The sequence below is a fragment of the Mesorhizobium sp. M8A.F.Ca.ET.218.01.1.1 genome (assembly GCF_004791165.1).
Lineage (GTDB): Bacteria > Pseudomonadota > Alphaproteobacteria > Rhizobiales > Rhizobiaceae > Mesorhizobium.
Genome location: NZ_SRUZ01000010.1, coordinates 204,447 through 224,098, shown reverse-complemented (window position 1 = coordinate 224,098; position 19,652 = coordinate 204,447). Strand labels below are relative to the sequence as shown.

The 19,652-nt window shown below is 65.4% G+C and carries 20 protein-coding genes; 6 read left to right on the top strand and 14 right to left on the bottom strand.

Annotated elements, in window-relative coordinates; translation table 11 throughout:
- Nucleotides 1-5: 5 nt before the first annotated feature.
- The 6 genes from EN861_RS30315 to EN861_RS30290 form a co-directional block, all read right to left on the bottom strand.
- Nucleotides 6-227 carry a hypothetical protein gene (locus tag EN861_RS30315; protein ID WP_135867369.1) on the bottom strand — a complete coding sequence of 74 codons (222 nt, stop codon included), beginning with the start codon at nt 225-227 and terminating at the stop codon, nt 6-8.
- A gap of 39 nt (nt 228-266) precedes the next feature.
- Nucleotides 267-659 (bottom strand): VOC family protein, encoded by a 393-nt coding sequence (locus EN861_RS30310; protein WP_127279383.1) that lies wholly within the window; start codon nt 657-659, stop codon nt 267-269.
- 78 nt (nt 660-737) lie between these two features.
- The gene (locus EN861_RS30305; RefSeq protein WP_135867368.1) at nt 738-1,169 is read right to left on the bottom strand and encodes an SRPBCC domain-containing protein; all 432 of its coding nucleotides are present in this window, start codon (nt 1,167-1,169) and stop codon (nt 738-740) included.
- Nucleotides 1,166-1,489, bottom strand: a complete 324-nt coding sequence (locus EN861_RS30300; protein ID WP_127870177.1) for a metalloregulator ArsR/SmtB family transcription factor — start codon at nt 1,487-1,489, stop codon at nt 1,166-1,168. The genes EN861_RS30305 and EN861_RS30300 overlap by 4 nt, the downstream gene beginning before the upstream one ends.
- A gap of 376 nt (nt 1,490-1,865) precedes the next feature.
- Complete coding sequence (locus EN861_RS30295) at nt 1,866-2,594, bottom strand: gamma-glutamylcyclotransferase (RefSeq protein WP_135867367.1); 729 nt, start codon at nt 2,592-2,594, stop codon at nt 1,866-1,868.
- Nucleotides 2,595-2,746: 152 nt separating this feature from the next.
- Entirely contained in the window at nt 2,747-3,655 is a 909-nt protein-coding gene (locus EN861_RS30290) for a LysR family transcriptional regulator (RefSeq protein WP_135867366.1), read from the bottom strand.
- A 98-nt stretch (nt 3,656-3,753) separates the two neighbouring features.
- Between EN861_RS30290 and EN861_RS30285 the strand changes: the two genes are divergently transcribed.
- The 3 genes from EN861_RS30285 (at nt 3,754) to EN861_RS30275 (ending at nt 8,156) form a co-directional block, all read left to right on the top strand.
- The gene (locus EN861_RS30285) at nt 3,754-4,977 is read left to right on the top strand and encodes an MFS transporter (RefSeq protein WP_135867365.1); all 1,224 of its coding nucleotides are present in this window, start codon (nt 3,754-3,756) and stop codon (nt 4,975-4,977) included.
- A 52-nt stretch (nt 4,978-5,029) separates the two neighbouring features.
- Nucleotides 5,030-5,722 carry a DUF2270 domain-containing protein gene (locus EN861_RS30280; RefSeq protein WP_135867364.1) on the top strand — a complete coding sequence of 231 codons (693 nt, stop codon included), beginning with the start codon at nt 5,030-5,032 and terminating at the stop codon, nt 5,720-5,722.
- A 100-nt stretch (nt 5,723-5,822) separates the two neighbouring features.
- Nucleotides 5,823-8,156: a cation:proton antiporter gene (locus tag EN861_RS30275; protein WP_245512152.1), complete on the top strand. Its 2,334-nt coding sequence runs from the start codon at nt 5,823-5,825 to the stop codon at nt 8,154-8,156.
- A gap of 11 nt (nt 8,157-8,167) precedes the next feature.
- Here the strand turns inward: EN861_RS30275 and EN861_RS35625 are convergent, their stop codons facing one another.
- The 6 genes from EN861_RS35625 to EN861_RS30250 form a co-directional block, all read right to left on the bottom strand.
- Complete coding sequence (locus EN861_RS35625) at nt 8,168-8,311, bottom strand: hypothetical protein (RefSeq protein WP_167531334.1); 144 nt, start codon at nt 8,309-8,311, stop codon at nt 8,168-8,170.
- A gap of 111 nt (nt 8,312-8,422) precedes the next feature.
- Complete coding sequence (locus EN861_RS30270; protein ID WP_135867363.1) at nt 8,423-9,304, bottom strand: ABC transporter permease; 882 nt, start codon at nt 9,302-9,304, stop codon at nt 8,423-8,425.
- Nucleotides 9,301-10,260 carry an ABC transporter permease gene (locus EN861_RS30265; RefSeq protein ID WP_135867362.1) on the bottom strand — a complete coding sequence of 320 codons (960 nt, stop codon included), beginning with the start codon at nt 10,258-10,260 and terminating at the stop codon, nt 9,301-9,303. Before EN861_RS30265 ends, EN861_RS30270 begins: the two co-directional genes overlap by 4 nt.
- Nucleotides 10,261-10,268: 8 nt before the next feature.
- Nucleotides 10,269-11,921 (bottom strand): ABC transporter substrate-binding protein, encoded by a 1,653-nt coding sequence (locus EN861_RS30260; protein WP_135867361.1) that lies wholly within the window; start codon nt 11,919-11,921, stop codon nt 10,269-10,271.
- Between the two features lie 41 nt (nt 11,922-11,962).
- A complete protein-coding gene (locus EN861_RS30255) occupies nt 11,963-12,736 on the bottom strand; it encodes a DUF427 domain-containing protein (protein WP_135867360.1) in 774 nt (257 codons plus the stop codon).
- A gap of 11 nt (nt 12,737-12,747) precedes the next feature.
- Nucleotides 12,748-14,100 (bottom strand): LLM class flavin-dependent oxidoreductase, encoded by a 1,353-nt coding sequence (locus tag EN861_RS30250; RefSeq protein WP_135867359.1) that lies wholly within the window; start codon nt 14,098-14,100, stop codon nt 12,748-12,750.
- Nucleotides 14,101-14,290: 190 nt separating this feature from the next.
- Between EN861_RS30250 and EN861_RS30245 the strand changes: the two genes are divergently transcribed.
- The gene (locus tag EN861_RS30245; protein ID WP_135867358.1) at nt 14,291-16,117 is read left to right on the top strand and encodes an ABC transporter ATP-binding protein; all 1,827 of its coding nucleotides are present in this window, start codon (nt 14,291-14,293) and stop codon (nt 16,115-16,117) included.
- A gap of 48 nt (nt 16,118-16,165) precedes the next feature.
- Here the strand turns inward: EN861_RS30245 and EN861_RS30240 are convergent, their stop codons facing one another.
- Complete coding sequence (locus EN861_RS30240; protein WP_245512151.1) at nt 16,166-16,999, bottom strand: methyltransferase domain-containing protein; 834 nt, start codon at nt 16,997-16,999, stop codon at nt 16,166-16,168.
- A gap of 269 nt (nt 17,000-17,268) precedes the next feature.
- Between EN861_RS30240 and EN861_RS30235 the strand changes: the two genes are divergently transcribed.
- Together EN861_RS30235 and EN861_RS30230 are read left to right on the top strand one after the other, a co-directional pair.
- Entirely contained in the window at nt 17,269-17,715 is a 447-nt protein-coding gene (locus EN861_RS30235; RefSeq protein WP_135867357.1) for a DOPA 4,5-dioxygenase family protein, read from the top strand.
- A 72-nt stretch (nt 17,716-17,787) separates the two neighbouring features.
- On the top strand, nt 17,788-18,759 hold the full coding sequence (locus EN861_RS30230) for an ornithine cyclodeaminase family protein (RefSeq protein WP_135867356.1): 972 nt from the start codon (nt 17,788-17,790) through the stop codon (nt 18,757-18,759).
- A gap of 137 nt (nt 18,760-18,896) precedes the next feature.
- Here the strand turns inward: EN861_RS30230 and EN861_RS30225 are convergent, their stop codons facing one another.
- Nucleotides 18,897-19,562, bottom strand: coding sequence for a hypothetical protein (locus tag EN861_RS30225; protein WP_135867355.1), 666 nt, complete (start codon nt 19,560-19,562; stop codon nt 18,897-18,899).
- Between the last annotated feature and the right edge of the window lie 90 nt (nt 19,563-19,652).

Sequence of the window (19,652 nt, the reverse complement as noted above, 5' to 3'; positions counted from 1 at the left end):
CGTTCCTATCCGTTGGCACGTTGCGCGACGCGCCCTTTCGCGACATAGGGCAGCACGAACATATAGAGGCCGCTGAACAGCAAAAGGAAGAGCGGCGGAAGCGGCGAATAGACCACCCAGGCGGGCGGCTGCCCGAACGCCATGGTGGCGAAGTTCGCGGCGACGGTGATCGTGAAAATCATCGACAGCCAGCGATGCGCCTGCCGTATCCATTTGCTCCAGTCCAATTCTGCCTCCTCTTGCACTATTCGTTGAAACCCGGCGCCTTACCAGCGCGCCAGTTCCGTGATCTGGATGAGATTGCCGCAGCCATCGTTCACCTGCGCGATGGTTGAGCCGGTCACCGCGGTCGGCGCCATGGCGAAGGCACCGCCATTCGCCTTGATGCGCTCATGATCGCCCTTGATGTCGTCGGTGAACAGCATCAGCGCCGGCTGGCCCTGCTTGAAGATCGCCTGCTGGTAGGTTTTGGCCGCCGGGTTGTCGTTCAGCGCCAGCTGCAATTCGGTCCCGTCCAGCTCTTCGGCCGAGACGACCGTCAGCCAGCGGAACGGCCCATTGCTGAAATCGGCCTTCTTGGTGAAGCCGAGCACACCGGTGTAGAAGGCGAGCGCCTTTTCCTGATCGTCGACATAGATGCTGGTCAGTTTGATCTTCATCGCATTTCTCCATGGGTTTTGCTGGCGCAGAACCGCCCTTTGATACTGCTGTGTGGTTTTCAGCCTGGCCGGGAACTCTCAGTCCGTTCGCGCCAGAAGCTCTTCCAGCTTCTCCAGGAATTGCGGCCAACCGGTTTTGGCGCCGCCATAGGCCCGTCTCTGGTCGGGCCGGAAACCGGCCTGCTCCATGCGCAGATGGGTTCCCGTTGGCGTCGGGGTGAGCGTGAAAGTCACCACGCTCCTGAGATCGAAGGCCGGATCCTGGTGCGCCAGGTTCCAGGTGTAGGACAGCGTCCTGTGCGGCTCGACGGCAAGCACCTCGCAGTCCAGCACGCCGCCCCAATCGGCGCTGATGTTGAAGCGATGACCGACGACCGGACTGAAATCGTTCTTCATCAGCCATTCCTCCATCAGATGCGGCTGCGTCAGCGCGCGCCAGAGTTTTTCAGGCGGATGGGAAATCTGCCGCTCGACGACGACAGTGCGGGTCTCCTGGGCCCTATCGTTCACTGGTCCATCCTTTTGAGTAAATCCTCGAGGTCGTCGAACCGGCTTTCCCAGAACCCGGCCATCTCACGCGTCCAGTCCATCAGCGGCGCCAGCGCGGCAAGCTGCGCGCTGTAATGCGTCTGGCGGCCTTCATGGCGGTCGCGCACCAGCCCCGCCTGTTTGAGCACGCCCAGATGCTTCGACACCGCCGGCTGCGAGACGCCGGCCTGTATCGTCAGCGCCCCGACCGTCTGCTCTCCCTGTTGGCACAGCCGTTCGAAGATCGCCCGCCTTGTCGGGTCGGCGAGCGTCCTGAAGATCATGTCATGAGCGTCCGGCATCCGAGATCGATAACCCGTTGGCTATTGGTTGACGTATAACCACAGAGATATATGTTCGTCAAGCGGAAGATTGGTTGGGCGGTTAGTCGAAGCCCAAACTTCGTCATCCCTGGGCGAAGCAGGAGCGAAGCTCCGTCGCGGAGACCCTGGGATCCATGCCGCGACCTTGATCGAGGGTGCAGCGGAGCAGAATTCAGCATCGTGGCGGCGCTTATGTGCCACGGCATGGATCCCTTGGGCTGCGAAGCAGCTCCAGGGGCCTGCGCCGCGTCGCTTCGCTCCTTGCTCCGCCCGTGGATGACGAAGCGGTGGGCGGATCCGCCAATCGCCAAGGCAGGCGATCGGTCAACGCGGCGTCCGGTTTCGTGCAAAACCACTAGCCGGCCGCATGCACCCGCCAGATCTCCTGCGCCACCAGCTCCTGCAACTGCCACAGATTGCGGTCGCGTATGCCGCAGGCGTCGAGGTGGCGGATCGTCTCGAACAGATATTGCGCGCCCGAGCCCCAATGGCCGACGGCGCTCGCCAGCGTTGCGGCGACCGCTGGCTTGTCGAGCTTGCCGGCATAGCGCGAATTGGCGGGATCGACGACGAAGCCGAGCGCCCGGCTCATCCCGCCTTCGGTCCTCACCCGCAGCCAGCGCGGCACGTTGACGGCGGGCAGGATGGTCATTTCGCGGCGCAGCAGCGCCTCCAGATTTTCGGCTACCGGCTCGGCGATCTCGAACACCATGCCCTGGCACTGACCGCCACGGTCGAGCGCCATCATCAGGCCGGGCTGATCGAGCGTGCCGCGAAAGCGTTGCACGGTGAAGCAGAACGACCGGTGCCAGCCCCGCGCCACCGCCCGTTCGCCGCCCCTCACCTCGCCGGCGGGCTTCCACAGCAGCGAGCCATAGGCGAACAGTTTCAGCGGCCCGGCCGGTGCCGAGGCCAGGATCTCGTCACGAAACCGCGCATAATCCTGGTCAGTCATATAGATCATGCCCGGCGTCGGTCCGGCATCCTCGACAACGCGCATGGTGCGCGCCACCAGCGCCTCGGTCAGCGCCATCGGTGACATGCGCGCGGGTTTGCGCGGTGCGGCGGAAATCGGCTTGTTCATTTTCGTGCCTCGGCCATGGCAGCCATGTTGCCGAAGGCAAAGGGATTCTCAAGAGCCATAACCGTTTGAACCTGGAATCGGCACTTGAGCAATTCCGCGCAGCAGCTTGATCGGATTCGAGAAATTCTGGCGAAATTCAACGTCCCGCGCACCTACGACACCAGCGGCATCGGCACCTTCAGCCCGTCGATCAGTGCGTCGCGGAACAGCGCGATCGGACGCGCCAGCCGCCCGGCCGGCGGACGGTGCAGCAGCCAGGCGCGCACTTGCGGCTTGAAGTCGGGACAGTCGATCACCTCCACCGCGTCGCGCCAGCGGCTGTCGGCGAAGGCGCCCGGGGTGACGATGCCGATGCCGTGGCCACGCGCCACCAGCGACATTCGGAGGTCGACGCTGAGCGCCTCCACACCGACCTGGAACGGCAGCCTCGCGGCCTCGAAACTCTGCTTGATGAAGGCGCGAAAACCGCAGCCGTTTTCGTTCATCACCCAGGCGAAGCGCGACAGGTCGGCGAGTTTCGCCGGCTTCGGCACGCCAAGGCTGGGGGACGCGACTAGCAGCACCGATTGCGCGCCGAGATCGTCGCAGACCAGTTCGTCGGGCGGCGCCAGGCCTTCGGCAAGGCACACCGCCACCGCGTCGAGCTCGCTGCGCGCCACCTGCTCCACCAGCCTTGGCGACCAGCCCGAACTGATGCGCAGCGTCAGGTACGGAAAGGCGGCGCGCAGGCTGTCGAGCGGCAGCGCAAGTGCTGCATCCGAGAGATAAGGCATGATGCCCAACCGGAACTCGCCCTTGACCTCGCCTTGCGGCGAGACGCCGGCCTTCAGATCCTCAAGCGAGCGCAGCACGCGGCGGCCATGCTCATAGGCCTCGCGTCCGGAGGCGGTCGGCTTCAGCGGCTTCGACTGGCGGTCGAGAAGTGCTGTCGCCAGCCCGTCCTCGAGGTTCTGGATGCGGCGCGTGACACCCGGCTGGGTGAGGTTGAGCCTGGCCGAGGCGCCGACGATCGAGCCGGTTTCCACAACGGCGACGAAGGCTTCGAGATCATGGATGTTCATGCGCACCTCGCATAATCATTATCGAATTGATTGAATTGTAGCATGATGAAGCTTTGGCATAAAGTCCTTGCACGATATGCAGCTTCATTGAGGACTTCATGCTCGATTCCAATGACGGCCAAACAGCCGGCCGGCTTCCGGTTCAAACCATCACCGGCCCGCAGACGCTGCTGTTTGCCGCCTCCACCGGCATCATCGTCACCAACCTGTTCGCGCCGCAGACGCTGGTTGGGCTGATCGGCCCGTCGCTCGGCGCTGGCGCCGCGAGCGTTGGCCTTGTCGCCATGGTGACGCTGCTCGGCTATGCCGCCGGCCTGTTCTTCCTGGTGCCGATGGCCGACCTCGCCGAGAACCGCACCCTGATCCTGCGCATGCTGGTCGCGGCGGCATTGGCGGCCGGCGTGGCGGCGCTGGCGCCCACCATCGCCTCGCTGCTGATCGTCCTGTTCGTGCTCGGCGCCGCCTGTTCGGCGATCCAGATTCTGGTGCCGATCGCCGCCTCGATGGCCCCGCCCGGCGAGGCAGGCCGCGTCATCGGCGACGTGATGAGCGGGCTGATGATCGGCATCCTGCTGGCGCGGCCGTTGGCCAGCCTCGTCGCCGACGCCTGGGGCTGGCGCGCCTTCTACGGCCTCAGCGCCGCCGCCTTGACGCTGCTCGCCATCGTGCTTGCCTTCACGCTGCCGCGCCGGCGGCCGGTGGCGAAATCGTCTTATGGCAAGCTGATCGCTTCACTGTTCCATCTGCTGCACGAGGAGCCGGTGCTGCGGCGCCGCGCGCTGACGGCGGCCCTGGTGATGGCGGCGTTCAGCCTGTTCTGGACGGCGGTCGCCCTGCGGCTCGCGCAGCCACCCTTCGGCCTTGGCCAGCGCGGTATCGCGCTGTTCGCGCTCGTCGGTGCCGGCGGTGCGGTGGTCACGCCTTTGTTCGGCCGCGCCGGCGACCATGGCTGGACACGATCCGCCACCATCTTCTGCCATCTCGTGCTGATCGGTGCGATGGCGCTGGCGGCCTGGGCCGGCTCCTTCTTGTCCGGAACGTCCTGGACGCCGCTCGTGCTGATGGGCATCAGCGCCGTGCTGCTCGACATCGGCGTCACCGGCGATCAGACGCTCGGCCGCCGCGCCATCAACCTGCTGCGGCCCGAGGCGCGCGGCCGCCTAAATGGCCTGTTCGTCGGCATTTTCTTCATCGGCGGCGCCATCGGCTCATTGCTGGCCGGTGTTGCCTGGGCCTGGGCCGGGTGGCCGGCGGTCTGCGCCATCGGCGGCGCCTTTGGGCTCGTCGCACTACTAGTCGACTGGATCGGCGGCCCGGAATGACCGCCTGCCGGAACGACATTGCCTCATAAGCGTTGTCGGCTGGGAGGAAGTCATGAACGATGCGCCGGCAACGCCCGTCGGCAGACCGCTTTCGCCAGGCGAACTGGTCACCGTTATGTCCCATTTCCATCGCGCCGAGATCGCCCGCATGGCCGGCTGGCGCGACCGCCTCGACCGCACCAGCAATTGGGCGATCACCGTTGTCGCGGCGATGCTGTCCGTGTCGCTGTCGACGGCCAGCGCCCATCACGGCGTGCTGCTGTTCGCCATGCTGCTGGTGCTGCTTTTGTTGTGGATCGAGGCGCGCCGCTACCGCTTCTTCGACGTCTACCGCGCCCGCGTGCGCCAGTTCGAGCGCCATTATTTCGCGCAGATCTTCTCGCCGCAGCCCGATTTCGCCTCCGACTGGCTGCTGGTCGTCGGCGAGAGCCTGCGCACCCCAAAATTCCTGGTTTCGCAGCGCGTGGCGCTGGCGCGCCGTCTGCGCCGCAACTACGTGCACATGATGCTGATCCTGCTGCTCGCCTGGATCCTCAAACTGTCGACCCCGAGCCTCATCGATCAAGGCGTGCCGGTCGGCTTTGTCGGCACAATGCGCGAGGCCGTCGGCGCGGCGGCGCTCGGTCCCATACCGGGCGCGGCCATCGTCGCCGTGGTTGCCCTCCTCTATGCCGGCCTGCTGGCGGCCGCCTTCCTGACGCCAGGCGACGACGGCGAACTCTCCTTCGGTAACGTCCACGTCTGACCTCGATGCCGGACGCCAACAACTCGCGACGGATGGCTGCAACGCAAACGTCGGCCGCGCGTTGTGATGGTCAGTCCGCGGCGGCGTCTTGAAGGGACCCATGATCCATCCATCGGCAACGAGGCCGCACGGTACAGCGGCCGCCCTTTCGCTGGCCATTTTCGTTCTGGCGCCGGCAAACCACGCGCTGGCCGCGCAGCCGGCCGGCCACGCCTCGGGCATCGGCGGCTCGGCGGAGGGATTATTCGTCGCCGAGATCGTACTCCTGCTTCTGGTCGGCCGTGGCCTCGGCGAAATCTTCCAGCGCTATGGCCAGCCGGCGATCATGGGCCAGCTGATCGGCGGCATCCTGCTCGGGCCGTCGCTGTTCGGCTGGATATGGCCGGACGCCCAGCATCTGATCTTCTCCACCGATCCCGCGCAGAAAAGCATGATCGATGCCGTCTCGCAGCTCGGCATCCTGCTGCTTCTCCTGCTTACCGGGATGGAGACGGATCTGCGCCTCGTGCGGCGGGTGGGCGCGGCCTGTTTTTCGATCTCGATCACCGGCGTCGTCGTGCCCTTTGTCTGCGGCTTCGCGCTGGCGCAGGTGCTGCCGGATTCCCTCCTGCCCGAGCCGGGTGAGCGCATCGTCGCCGGACTGTTCCTCGGCACCGCGCTGTCGATCTCCTCGGTCAAGATCGTCGCCATGGTGGTGCGCGAGATGAACTTCATGCGCCGCAATCTCGGCCAGGTCATCGTCTCCTCCGCCATCATCGAGGACACGATCGGCTGGCTGATCATCGCCGTCACCTTCGGCATCGCCACCAATGGCAGCCTGCAGGTGCTGCCGCTCATCATCACGGTGGTCGAAGTGGCGCTGTTCATGGTGTTTTCCTTCACCATCGGCCGCCGCCTGGTGTTCACCCTGATCCGCTGGAGCAACGACTCCTTCCGCAGCGAGTATGCCGTCGTCACCGTCATCATCATCATTATGGGCGTGATGGCGTTGATCACCAATCTGATCGGCGTCCACACCGTGCTCGGCGCCTTCGTCGCCGGCATACTGGTCGGGGAATCGCCGATCCTGTCCGACCACATAGAGGGCCAGCTGCGCGGCGTCATCACGGCGCTGTTCATGCCAGTGTTCTTCGGCATGGCCGGCTTGTCCGCAAACCTCACCGTGCTTTCTGACCCGACGCTGGCGCTGCTGACGCTGGCGCTGGTGCTGATCGCCAGCATCGGCAAATTCTCGGGAGCCTTTCTCGGCGGCCGCCTGGCCGGCATGTCGCTGAAGGAGGCGACCGCCGTCGGCAGCGCCATGAACGCGCGCGGCTCGACCGAGGTCATCGTCGCCTCGATCGGCCTGTCGATGAACATCCTGTCGCACAATCTGTTCACGATGATCGTCACCATGGCCGTCATCACGACGCTCGCCATGCCGCCAATGCTGCGCTGGGCGCTCGGCCGGCTGCCGGTCGGCGATGCCGAAAAGCAGCGCGTCGACCGAGAACTGCTCGACGAACGCGGCTTCGTCTCCAAACTGGAGCGATTGCTGCTGCTCGTCGACGACAGCCCGGTCGGCAAGTTCACCGCCTATCTCGCCGGGCTCGTCGGCGGCGGCACCGGCATGCCGACCACGCTGCTCCACCTCGAGGACGGCAAATTGCCCGGCCCTGCCCGTGACAAAGGCCCCGAGCGGGCCTCGAAACAGGTCAAGAGGGGAGCGGCCAGAAGCGCCAGGGCTGTCAGCAAGGCCGAGGACACGCCCGTCGACAAGATCCATCTCACGGCCCGCGCCGAGCTTGAAGCCACCACCGAGACCATTGCCGCCGAGGCCCGCAAGGGCTACGGCCTTCTGCTGGTCGGGCTCGACAACGCGCTGACCGGCAAAGGCACATTCAGCGGCACGCTGAACGATATCACCAGCGGCTTCGACGGCCCGCTCTGCCTGGTGCTGAATGGCGCCAAATCCAGCGGCAGGATGCCGATGCTGCGTGCCGGCGCGACCATTCTGGTTCCCGTCAACGGCACCGAGGTCGCGCGGCGCGCGGCTGATTTCGCGCTGGCCCTGGCGCGGCCGCACCGGGCGCGCGTCAAAGTCCTTTATGTCTCGCAGGCCCGCAAGGGCAGCCGGCCAGGCTCGGTTTCGCACCGCCGCGAGGAGGCCGTGCTCAAGGATGTCGCCGATCTCGCCGACCGCTATGGCGTCGCCGTCGAGACCGCCATCAGAACGCGCGCCACGCCCGACCAGGCGATCGCCAGGGAAGCGGCCAAGGGCGCGGCGATGGTGGTGATGGGCGTCACCCAGCGGCCGGGCGAAGAGCTGTTCTTCGGCGACACGGCGACCGCCGTGCTGGCCGCCGTCGCCTGCCCTGTCGTGCTTCTGGCGAGCGATCGCGTCAGGCGAGCCGACGCCGGCGCTGAGGAGGCGACAGCCGAGACCGGCGCCTGATGTCTATGGTCCTATAGGCCGAGGAACTGCCGCCCGATCAAGTAGCCCAACGCCGCCGCGACGAGCGGGAACAGCGCCGGCGCGACCCTGCTGAACAAGGAAATGCTCGTGTCCTTGGGCGGCACATAGCGTGCATTGCCGAGATTTTTGGTCATTGCGTACCCCACGCGCACCGATAATTAGCAGATGCTTATTGATGCATGGCCGAATTAACGGGTTGTAAAGAAATTCGATCGAATAGCCGACCATTGCATGGCGCCCACAGCCTATTTGTCGCCTTGTTCGAAAGCGCCGATGCCTTGCGCGATGAGGTTGGTGGCCATGACCAGCGAAATGATCGCCGCCGAATTGAACACCACCACCCACCATTTGCCGCCGGTGAGGAAGCCGTAACCGTCGGCGATCGCCAGCCCCCAGTCGGCCGATGGCGGCTGGATGCCGAGGCCGAGGAAGCTCAGCGTCGCGATCGAGAAGAAGGCGTAGCCGAGCCGGGTGATCAGCTCGATCAGGATGGTTTCCCGGACATTGGGCAGGATTTCCAGGAACATGATCGCCAGCCGCCCTTCGCCGGCCAGCCGGGCGGCGCTGACATAGTCGCGCTCGCGCTGTTCGCGCGCGGCGGTGCGCACGGTGCGCGCCACCAGCGGCGCATAGGCAAGGCCGATCACCGCGATGACGGTGAGGTTGGACGGGCCGATCGCCACCAGCGCCATCGTCACCAGCACGATGAAGGGCAGCGACATGACCGCGTCGAGCAGCCGCGCGCCGACGGCATCGACCAGGCCGCCAAAGGTGCCGAGCACCAGGCCGATGACGCTGCCTGAAGCAACACCCGCCAGCGTCGCCAGCGGCGCCACCAAAAGGATGTCGCGCGAGCCGACGATGATGCGCGAGAGCACGTCGCGGCCGAGCTGGTCGGTGCCGAACCAGTGCACCGCGTCGGGCGGCGTCATCATGGACAGGAAATCCTCGGCATAGGGATCGAACGGCACGAACAGCGCGCCAAACAGCGCGCAGGCGACCCAGAACAGCAGCACCACCGACCCGATCACGGTCGACGGCGCCACATCGGGCATCACGCCGCGCAACCGGCCGATCCAGGAGAGCCTGATGTCGCCGCGCGCCGGGGATTGCGCCAGATCGGTCATGGCGCGCTCCGGCGGCGCTGGCGCGGATCGAGCAGCGCCTGCAGGAGATCGCCGATCGCGGCCGTCGACACGAAGATCGCCGCCATCACCAGCACGCCGGCCTCGAGCATCGGGAAGTCACGCGCCTTGGCGGCGCTCAACACAAGATTGCCGAGCCCCTGTATGCCGAACAGCGCCTCGATCACCACCAGGCCGCCGAGCAGGAAGCCGCTCTGCGTGGCGATGACGGCGACTGTCGGCACCACCGCATTGCGCAGCACGTGCTTGAACAGCACTTGCGAGGGGCTCAAGCCTTTGAGGATGGCGGTGCGGGTGTAGTCGGCGCCACGCGCCTCGATCACCCCTGCCCTGGTCATGCGCGCGACATAGCCGATCAGATTCAGCACCAGCGGCAGCGCCGGCAGGATGAGGTAGTAGCTGGTCGTCCAGAAGCCGGAGGCTTGCGGCGCCGCGCCCGTGATCGGAAACCAGGCCAGCCACAGGCCGAAGACCATCAGCAGCAAAAGGCCGGAGACGAAGTCCGGCACGATCGAGAGCGAGACGCCGGTGAGCACGATCAGCCTGTCGGCAAGGCTCCCCGGGCGCAGGCCGGCGGCGACGCCGGCGCCGATGCCGATCGGCACGAGAAACAGCAGCACGACGCCGGCCAGTGCGGCGGAGTTCCTGATGCTCTCCAGCACGAACGGCGCCACCGGGGCGCGCATCGACAGCGAGTCGCCGAAATCCCCCGTCATCGCCCGGCTGAACCAGTGCCAGTATTGCGCGAGGATCGGCTGGTCGGTGCCGAGCTTGCGGTTGAGTTCGGCGACCGCCTGCGCATCGGCGAACGGGCCGAGCATGACGCGGCCGACATCGCCGGGCAGCACCTGCCCGGCGAGGAAGACCAGCGCGCTGACCAGCCACAGCGTCAGAAGCAGCGAACCCGCGCGCGCCGCCAGGGGCCTGACGACCGCCATCGAGGCGATCACACGAACGACACCTTGTCGAGCAGCAGATGCGAGATGGCAGTGAAGCGCACGCCTTCGACCTTGGCGCTGACGATGCGGCTGTATTGCGAGAAATAGCTGATGATCAGCGGCGTCTCGTCGAGCAGCAGGGTCTGGATCTTGCCGGCGGCGAGCCGCTGCGCCTGCAGGTCGCGCGCCTTGCCGTAGTCGATGAGCAGCGCATCATAGTCCGCATTGTTGAAATGCGCCGCGTTCCAGGCGCCCGAACTCTTCAGCGTCGCGTTGAGGAAGATGTCGGGCGTGCCGCGATGGCCGAAATCGGTGATGCCGAGATTGGAGTCCAGCCACGGCGAGGAGCCGAATGTCGCCGAGCCGTAATAGGCATCCTGCGGCAGCACGTTGAGCTTGATGTCGATGCCGGCCTTTTTCGCGAAATTCTGGATGATCACCGCATAATCGGGAATGTCATAGGCGCGCTCGGTAGTCAGCGTCACCTCGAACCCATTGGGCACGCCGGCCTCGCCAAGCAGGCGCTTGGCCTCGGCGATGTCCTGCTTGCGCTGCGGCACAGACGGATCGGCCGAGGGGAAGATCGGCGCGAAGGGCGTGTCGTTGCCGACGATGGCGCGGCCCTTGAGCAGGCCCTTGACCACGGCCTCGCGGTCGATGGTCAGCGCCAGCGCGCGGCGGATGCGCTTGTCGGTGAACGGCGCCTGGTCGGTTCTGAGATGCGCCGGATCATGCGAGCTTGCCTGCACGCTGAGCAGCTTGAAGTTGGGGTTGCCCTCGATCGCCAGCTCCAGCCGCGTGGTGCTCGGGATGACGTCGAGCTGGCCGGCCTGCAGCGCCAGAACCTGCGCCTGTTCGTCGTCGAAGAACTTGATCTCGACGCGGTCGGGCAGCGCCTTGTCGCCCCAATAGTCGGGGTTGCGCACGAAGCTGGCGCCCTGCTTGGGGCGGAAGGACTCCAGCTTGAACGGGCCGGTGCCGTTGAAGGTCTTCTCGAAATCGCCGGCATAGTCGGCCGGCACGATGACGGCGTTGTAGACGTCGGAGGAGACATAGAACGGGAAGTTGCTGTTGGACTGGTCGAGATCGAAGGCGACCGTCTCGTCGTCGACGACCTTGGCGCCGCCCTTGGAGAGGATGCCCTTATAGGCCGACAAGGCCGAGGAGCCGCTGGCCGGGTCGACAAGCCGTTCGAAGCTTGCAACCACATCCTTGGCGGTCACGGTGCGGCCGTCGTGGAATTTGACGCCTGGCCTCAGCTTGAAGGTCCAGCGCCTGGCGGTCTCGTCGGCTTCCCACGACAAGGCAAGCTTCGGCTGGAGGCCGTCCTTGGGATCGTCGAGGATGAGATACTCGCCGACCTGGCTGATCACGCCGATGCTGGCCGGATCGGTGATCGTGACGGGATCGATCGCCTTGGTCGGCTGGCCGAGCCCGACGCGCACCGTGCCGCCGGCAGTCGCCGCGCGCGCCGCGCCTGGCGTGAACAGCCCCTGCGAGGCGGCAAAGCCGGTGAGGCCGAGAAGTGCCGCGTATTTCAGGAGGTCGCGGCGCTTGAGAAAGCCTTGCGCGTATTCGTCCACCGCGACATTCCAGATATCACGGGACGCATTGCGTGGGGACTGGCTGCGCAGAAGATCGATGTCGGAACGTTTCGTCATTGTTTTTCTCTCTTGAATGGGAAGTTGGGAAAAAGCCGCCGTCAGGCCGGCTGGCCGTCGAGATGGATGCGGTCGACCGCCTGCGGATAGAAGGCGATCAGGCCCTTGATTTTCGCGACCTCGTCGATCGGCTCGCGATAACTCCAGGCGATGTCGGGGCGAACCGAACCATCCCCGAGAAGGCCCGACCAGTAGGAGGCGATGCCCTTGTAGGGACATCGCGTCGTCGAACCGGACGCCGTCAGCCGCTCCAGCCTGATGTCCTCCGGCCGCAGGTAGAAACGCGTCGGCAGATGGGTCTCGAACAGCAGCACCGGACGATGGCTGTCGGCGATGATCTCGCCGTCGAACCAGACCTCGACATGGCTCGAACTCTGCAGCACGTCGATGCGCGCATAGGGATCGCGGGCGTGGACGAAGACTTCTTCCTCTTCCTCGAACCACTGGTCGACCGATTTCCAGGTGAAGGCAATGCGGCCGGCGAGCGGCGCCAGGTTTTCATCCGGCGGTGCTGTGAACGACCAGGCCGCGTTGGCGGCGCGCTTGTCGCCGCTGTCGATGTCCCAATAGGCGGTCTCGCCGCCGACCGCATGCGGCTCGCGATGCAGCGACGGTTTCAGCACCGAAGGATCGATCGCCGACGGCGGGAAGAAATAGATCGGCAGGAAATGGTTGGAGCGCAGCACCAGCACGTTGCGGCTGTCGGCGATGGTGCGGCCGCCGAACTTGACGCGGATGCGCTTGGGGCTGTGCAGCACGTTGACGAGGCGCGGAGCGGTGGCTTCGCGGGGCTGGAGGTTCGGCGCGGCGGTCATGGCTTTGCCTCTCAGGACACGGCGCGCTGATTGGCGCGCTGCTCGGCGAAGCGGTTGGCGGGGCGGGCAAGGCCGAAGCGGTCGCGCAGCGTGCCGGGCGCGTATTCGGTCGGCACCAGGCCGCGCCGCTGCAGTTCCGGCACCACCTGCTCGGCGAAATTCACCCAGTCCTCGGGCAGCAGCGGGAACATCAGATTGAAGCCGTCGCAGGCGCCGGCGACGTACCAGTCTTCCAACTGGTCGGCGATCTGCTTCGGCGTGCCGGCCACCGTCGGCACCGAGCCGCTGTTGGCGAGCTTGCGGGCGATGTCGCGCAGGCTGAGGTTCTGCTTCGACCATTGCTTGACGCGGTTGAGCGAGGTGCGCCCGCCATTGAAGGTGCTCTCGTCCGGCAGCGGCGGCAGCGGGCCATCAGGCGGGTAGACGGAGAGGTCGATGCCGCTCCAGCTCGACAACAGGTCGATGCCGACCTGGTCGGGCAGCAGCGTCTGCAGGTATTCCTGCTTGTCGCGGCCCTCTGCCTCGGAGGCGGCAACGATCGGCAGGATGCCGGGCAGTATCTTGAAGCTTTCCGGCCGCCTGCCGTGGCGCGCCAGCCGCTCGTTGATGTCCTGCCGGTATTTGATGCCGTCTTCGCGCGTGGAGAAGATGGCGAAATGCACGTCGGCCTGGGCGGTGGCGAAATTCTTGCCGTCCTCGGACGAGCCGGCCTGCACGATCAGCGGATGGCCCTGCGGCGGCCGCGACACGTTGAGCGGCCCGCGTACCTTGAAATGTTTGCCCTGGTGGTCGATCGGATGGACCTTGTCGGGGTCGGCGAAATAGCCGGTCTCCTTGTCGATGAGGAGCGCCTCGTCCTCCCAGCTGTCCCACAGCGCCTTGACGATATCGAGGAATTCGCCGGCGCGTTCATAGCGGAAGGCGTGCTCGATATTGCCGTCGCGGCCGAAATTGCGCGCCTCCTCGTCCATCGCCGAGGTGACGACGTTCCACGACGCCCTGCCCTTCGAGATATGGTCGAGCGAGGCGAACAGCCGCGCGACATTGTAGGGCTCGCTGTAGGAACTCGACGCCGTGGTGATCAGGCCGATATGCCTGGTGACGCCGGCCAGCGCCGACAGCAGCGTCAGCGGTTCCAGCCGCGCATTGGCGTAGTGCGCGACGCCGCTCTTGACCGAATCCCAGATCGACACGTGGTCGGCGACGAAGATGGTGTCGATCGTGGCCCGCTCGGCCGCCTGCACCAGCTCGCGGTAATAGTCGAAATCGAGCACCTCGCGCCCCGGCGCGCGGGGGTGGCGCCAGGCCATGCGGTGGTCGCCCTGCGGGTTGAAGAAGAACGCGCTGAGGATCATGTGCGACATGCCGGTAGCCTTCCCTGTCCATGCGGAAATCGTCAGGCGCGGCGGCGTGTGGCCGTGCCCCGAAAACCTTCCAGTCGGTAAAAGTTAGATTGCGCCCGGGCTTAATTCGAGTAATTTTATAGAGATTGTTCTATGTGAAAGCGGAAGCGATTGCCCCCGATCGCCGCGCGGACAGAAAGTGGTTTCGGGCATGTCCTCTTCATCGTCGTCTTCGGTTCTAAGCGTCGAGCACCTTTCGGTTTCCTACCGGGGCGCCAGGCACATCCATCGCGCGGTAGATGACATTTCGCTCGAGATCGGCCAGGGCGAAGCGCTCGGCCTGGTCGGCGAATCCGGTTCGGGCAAGAGCTCGGTGGCGCTGGCCGTGCTGCGCTATCTGCCCAGGCACGCCCGGGTCGAGGCCGCGCAACTCGCCTTCGAGAACCGCGAAATCCGCGACCTCTCCGTCGTCGAACTGCGCCGGCTGCGCGGCGACCGCATCGCCGCCGTCTACCAGCACCCGGGTTCGGCGCTGAACCCGAGCATGACCATTGGCGGCCAGATCACCGAGACGATCCTGCGCCACCGCCCGATGCATCGCGACGACGCCCTTGGCCGCGCGGCGCAACTGCTCGGTCGCGTCCGCGTCGCCAATCCGGAGCGCGTGCTAAAACTTTATCCGCACGAACTGTCGGGCGGCATGCAGCAACGCGCCAACATCGCCATCGCCATCGCGCTCGACCCGGCGCTGCTGGTGATGGACGAGCCGACGACCGCGCTCGACGCCAGCGTCCAGTCCGAGATCATCGCCATCCTCGACGATCTGCGCCGCGAGCACCGCACCTCGATCCTGCTGATCAGCCACGACATCAACCTCATCAGGCGCTCCTGCGACCGCGTCTCGGTGATGCAATCCGGCGCGATCGTCGAAACCGGGGCCGCCGAAGAAGTGTTCGACAATCCGCGCCACGCCTATACCAGGGCGCTGGTCGCGGCGATCCCGACGCTGACCCGCACCAAGCGCGACGGCAGGCTGGCCGAGGATGCCAGCCCCGTCGACCTCACCTCGCCCGCGCCGGCCACCGGCAGCCTCCCTGCCCAGCGGCGCGAAATCGCCCTCTCCTGCCGCGGGATAAAACAATCCTTCGGCGGCCAGCCGGTGCTGCATGGCATCGACCTCGACATCGCCGCCGGCGAGACGTTCGGGCTGATCGGCGAATCCGGTTCCGGCAAGTCGACGCTGGCCCGCATCGTCACCGGCCTCCAGCCGCCGACGGCGGGCACGGTGGACCTGTTCGGCAAACCGGTCGCCCCGCTAGTCGAGCGGCGCCAGCCGGCCGAGCGCCGCGACGTGCAGATGGTGTTCCAGTCGCCCGACCGCACGCTCAATCCGCGCCAGCGCATCGGCCGCATCCTCGGCCGGCCGCTGCGCCGCCTGGCCGGCCTGCCGCGCCGCGCCGTACCGCAGCGCGTCGGCGACCTCTTGGCCTCGGTGCGCCTTGCCCGCGCGACGGCGGAGCAGAAACCCGGCACGCTGTCGGGCGGCCAGCGCCAGCGCACGGCCATCGCCCGCGCCTTCGCCGGCCTGCCGAGGCTGGTGGTGCTCGACGAGCCGACCTCGGCGCTCGACGTCTCGGTGCAGGCGACCGTGCTCAACTTGCTCAACGATCTGCAGAAGACGAAAGATACCGCCTATCTCTTCATCAGCCATGATCTCAGGGTCGTGCGCTATATGGCCGACCGCATCGGCGTGCTCTATCGCGGCCGCCTGGTCGAGACCGGTTCCTCCGACCAGATTTTCGCCGGCCCCAACCACCCCTACACGCAGATGCTGCTGGCGGCGTCTTCCAATGAGGGGCGGACCACGGCGGAAGCCGCCATCGAGGCCGGCCCCGATGCCGGTCTCGATAATGCCCTTGCCGGCTGCGCCTTCGCTGGCCGCTGCCCGCTGGCCGACGACGCCTGCCGCAAGGCCGAACCTGTCGCCCGGGAAGTTGAAGCGGGCCATGTCATCGCCTGCTGGAAACGCGCCGGCTGAGGTTCGCCGAGATAAAGCCGGTGCATCGGCGGCTTGAGCAGCCGAGCGCTAAACCCGGCAGACCGCCATGACGAAGAATTCGCGGTAGCAGAAATCGGGATCGTCGAGCAGGCGATCCGGCCGCTGCTTCAGTTCCCGCCAATAGGCCTGGTCGGCGTCAGGCAGGGCGTAGCCCGGCGCGACGCTGGCAAAATAGGCCAGCAGGTCGCGCACATAGTCGCGCGTGAAGCGAGGCGCTGGCGCCCAGCGCTCGACCAGCCAGCCCTTGCGGCTGACGACCTCCAGGCCCGCCTGCCGCAGACGCGCCGGAAGCGTCGAACCGCAATCGGTGCCGAGCACGCCCCGGTCGCGAAACCCCTGCAGCCTTGCGGCCATGAACCGCGCCAGCAGGGTCCGGTCCATGGGCAGGATCTGCAGGATGGTCGAATCGAAATCCTTGACCGCGAGGATGCCGCCCGGCTTCAGGACGCGCCTGGCCTCGCCGACGGCAAGCTCAAACTCGGCCGGCGTCAAATACTGCATGACATTGCCGGACCAGACACAATCGAACGATGCGTCGGCGAACGGCAGCGACAGGATGCTGCCGACTTCAGTGGCAATTTCCGGCGGCTCGGGCAGCGTGCCCACGAGCGCCTCGACCCGGCCGATGTTTTCAGGCGCGAGGTCGAGGGCGGCGATGAAGCCGGATGGGCCGACGGCCCTGGCGATGAGCGGCAGGAAGCCGCCACTGCCGCATCCGGCGTCGAGCACGCTCCAGCCCGGGCGGATACCGGCGTCGAGCAAGGCCGCCTCGTATTCGGGCCGCGACGATTCGAAATGAAGATCGAGCCAGCCGGCCTCGCTCGCTTCGTGGCCGGTGGACGTTTGATTCCCAGCAGACAAATGATGACCCCCCAATGGCGCGGCAGGGATAGAAGCGCACCCGACGGCATCACGCAATGCCTTGGCGAAGCAGCGTGGAATGGACGCCGGTCTACGCCGGCAGGGACGGCTCGGTGTTGGGTTCCAGCGCCTCTTCCGCCTCATCCGGGAGCGAGGTCGAGCCCGGCCATGTCATCGCCTGCTGGAAACGCGCCGGCTGAGCAGGGCTACAGACAAGCCGCCCGCGCTTCGGCTACAGTTCCCTCGGGCGTCACCAGGGGAGCATCGAGATGAGCAAAGCCAGTTCAACGCCAGCCGGGCAACCCCGACCGCCCAGCCCGAGACAACTCGCCGAGATCGCCAGCTACCACGCCCATATCTATTACGGCGACGCCGCCCAGCGCCAATACGCCGAATGGCTGCGCCAGCGCATCGCCGAACGCTTCCGCGTGCGCCTGGGCAGCTGGCGCGACGAGCCGGTCGGCCCGCATGAGCAGGCCATGTACCAGGTCTCCTTCGCCACCGAAATCTTCGCCACGCTGGTGCCCTGGCTGATGCTGAACCATGGCGGCCTCAGCATCCTCATCCACCCCAACACCACCAACCCCAAGCGCGACCATCTGATCGACCCGATCTGGATCGGAAAGGCATTGGGCGTGCATGGCGAGGTGCTGGGGGAAGAGGATGAGGCGGAAGAGGCGCTGGAGGTGAACACGGAGCCGACGCTGGAAGCGTGAGAGGGCGTCCAGACCCGCGATGAGGGCGCTCTCGCGAAGCGGCGGTTTGAGGATCCCATGGGAAATGACAAGATGAACAACCGACCCTTGGCCGCCGAAACCTTGCCCTATCTGTCGTCCGCGCTGCTCGACCGCCTGTCGATCTCGACAGTCGACATGGTGGACGAGATCGAACGCCAGATATCAGGCCAGAGGCGGGGCGAAGTCTGGTGCGCGCCGAAGGCGGTCGTGCTGCCGGGCGACGACCGCTACATCATGGCGACGCTCGGCGTTGCGTCCACGCCGCCGGTGCTCGCCACGAAATCGCTGGTCGTCAATCCGCGCAACGCCGCGCGCGGACTGCCCACGCTGAATTCGCTGATCACGCTGCTCGACGCCGAAACCGGCCTGCCGCTTGCCCTGGTCGACGGCAACTGGGTGACCGAGAAACGCACGGCCGCCTTGAGCGCCGTCGCCGCCAGGCAAATGGCCAGAAGCGACGCGTCATCCCTGGCCTTCATCGGTTGCGGGGTGCAGGCGCGTGGCCACCTCGAAGCCTTCGCCGACCTCTTCCCCTTGCGCGAAATCCGCGCCTTCGGCCGCGGCACCGCCAACCGCGACGCACTTTGCGAGATGGCGCGGTCGCGGGGTCTGGAAGCAATCCCCTGCGACACGGCAAAGGCTGCGATCGAAGGCGCCGACATGGTGGTGACGACGGTGACCCTAGTGCCCAGGCCAGCGCCATTCCTCGACGCGAACTGGCTGAAGCCGGGAAGCTTCACCGTGATGACCGACCAGGCCCTCCCCTGGCTGCCCGAAACGATGCGCCGCTTCGACCGCATTGTCGTGGATGATCTGGAGCAGGAGAAGAACATGGCCAAGCCGATGGTTGATCCCGGTATGGTTGTGGGCGACCTGACAGGGTTGGTGTGCGGGGATTTTGTGGGGCGGGAGGACGCGGGCGAGACGACGGCGTTTGTTTTCCGGGGGTTGGCGGTGGGGGATCTGGCAGTGGCGGCGCTGGCGTATGCGCTGGCAAAGGTGGCTGGGCTGGAAATTAGGTAATTTCCGTGGCTTACGCCGAACCGCAGCGGCCTGAGCATCGTTGAAGCTCCCGCCGGAATTGGCGATGTAGTGCCCACTCTCCGAGCTTCGTCGGTGCGCCATCGCTTGCGTTCAAAGAGGGAAGCCGCGATAGCCTGTCAATCTAGCTTCAGACGCTCCCATTCGGTTATTATTGAAATATATTTTTCCCGGAACACTACCCCCTCATCTCCCCTCAATGGAGTTGTTTGCGGCGAGAAGAACGTCCGACGAAGAATGTCGATAATGCGCATATCATTTGGATCATATTCGGTCAAAGCTTGCTGCATTGCCCACAAGCCTAACCTGCCGCCTTCTTCAGGGAGAGCGGGATCTTCGCTAAAGAACGGATAGACTATGCGCGTATACTCACCTCTTACGCGAGCATGCAGGGCATCACGTATACGAACAATACCCCCTATATCTTCAAATTGCAGATTTCCGTGCACGCTCTTCGGCACTATTTGGACAGGCTCATTTGACCAACGTAGCTTCGCGCTAAGCAAGTCGATTACCCCGTCTTTCAGGAGCGGGTATAGTCGCGTAAACCTCTTATTTGATCGTATGCGGACTTCGGTCATCTCAGAAAGATCCGCGTCACCAGCAATGTGCTTTTTTACGTCGGACCAAAAAGGCAGGTAGAAATCGCCACCTCGGCTTCTGCTGCCACCCTTTTCTTTTTTGCGATCAAGCCTTATGTCTTCCTTCAAAATTGAACGCTGCAGCGACTGTGGTCCATAGAACAATTGCAGAGCTTTGCGGAGCGGAATGTCTAGGACTGCCATGTGTCCCTCGGCAAAAAGCCGAAAATGATCTTCAAATCATTTTTTTGTCAATATAAATTGCTGCCTTCCCACTAACCTGTCGAATTTGGG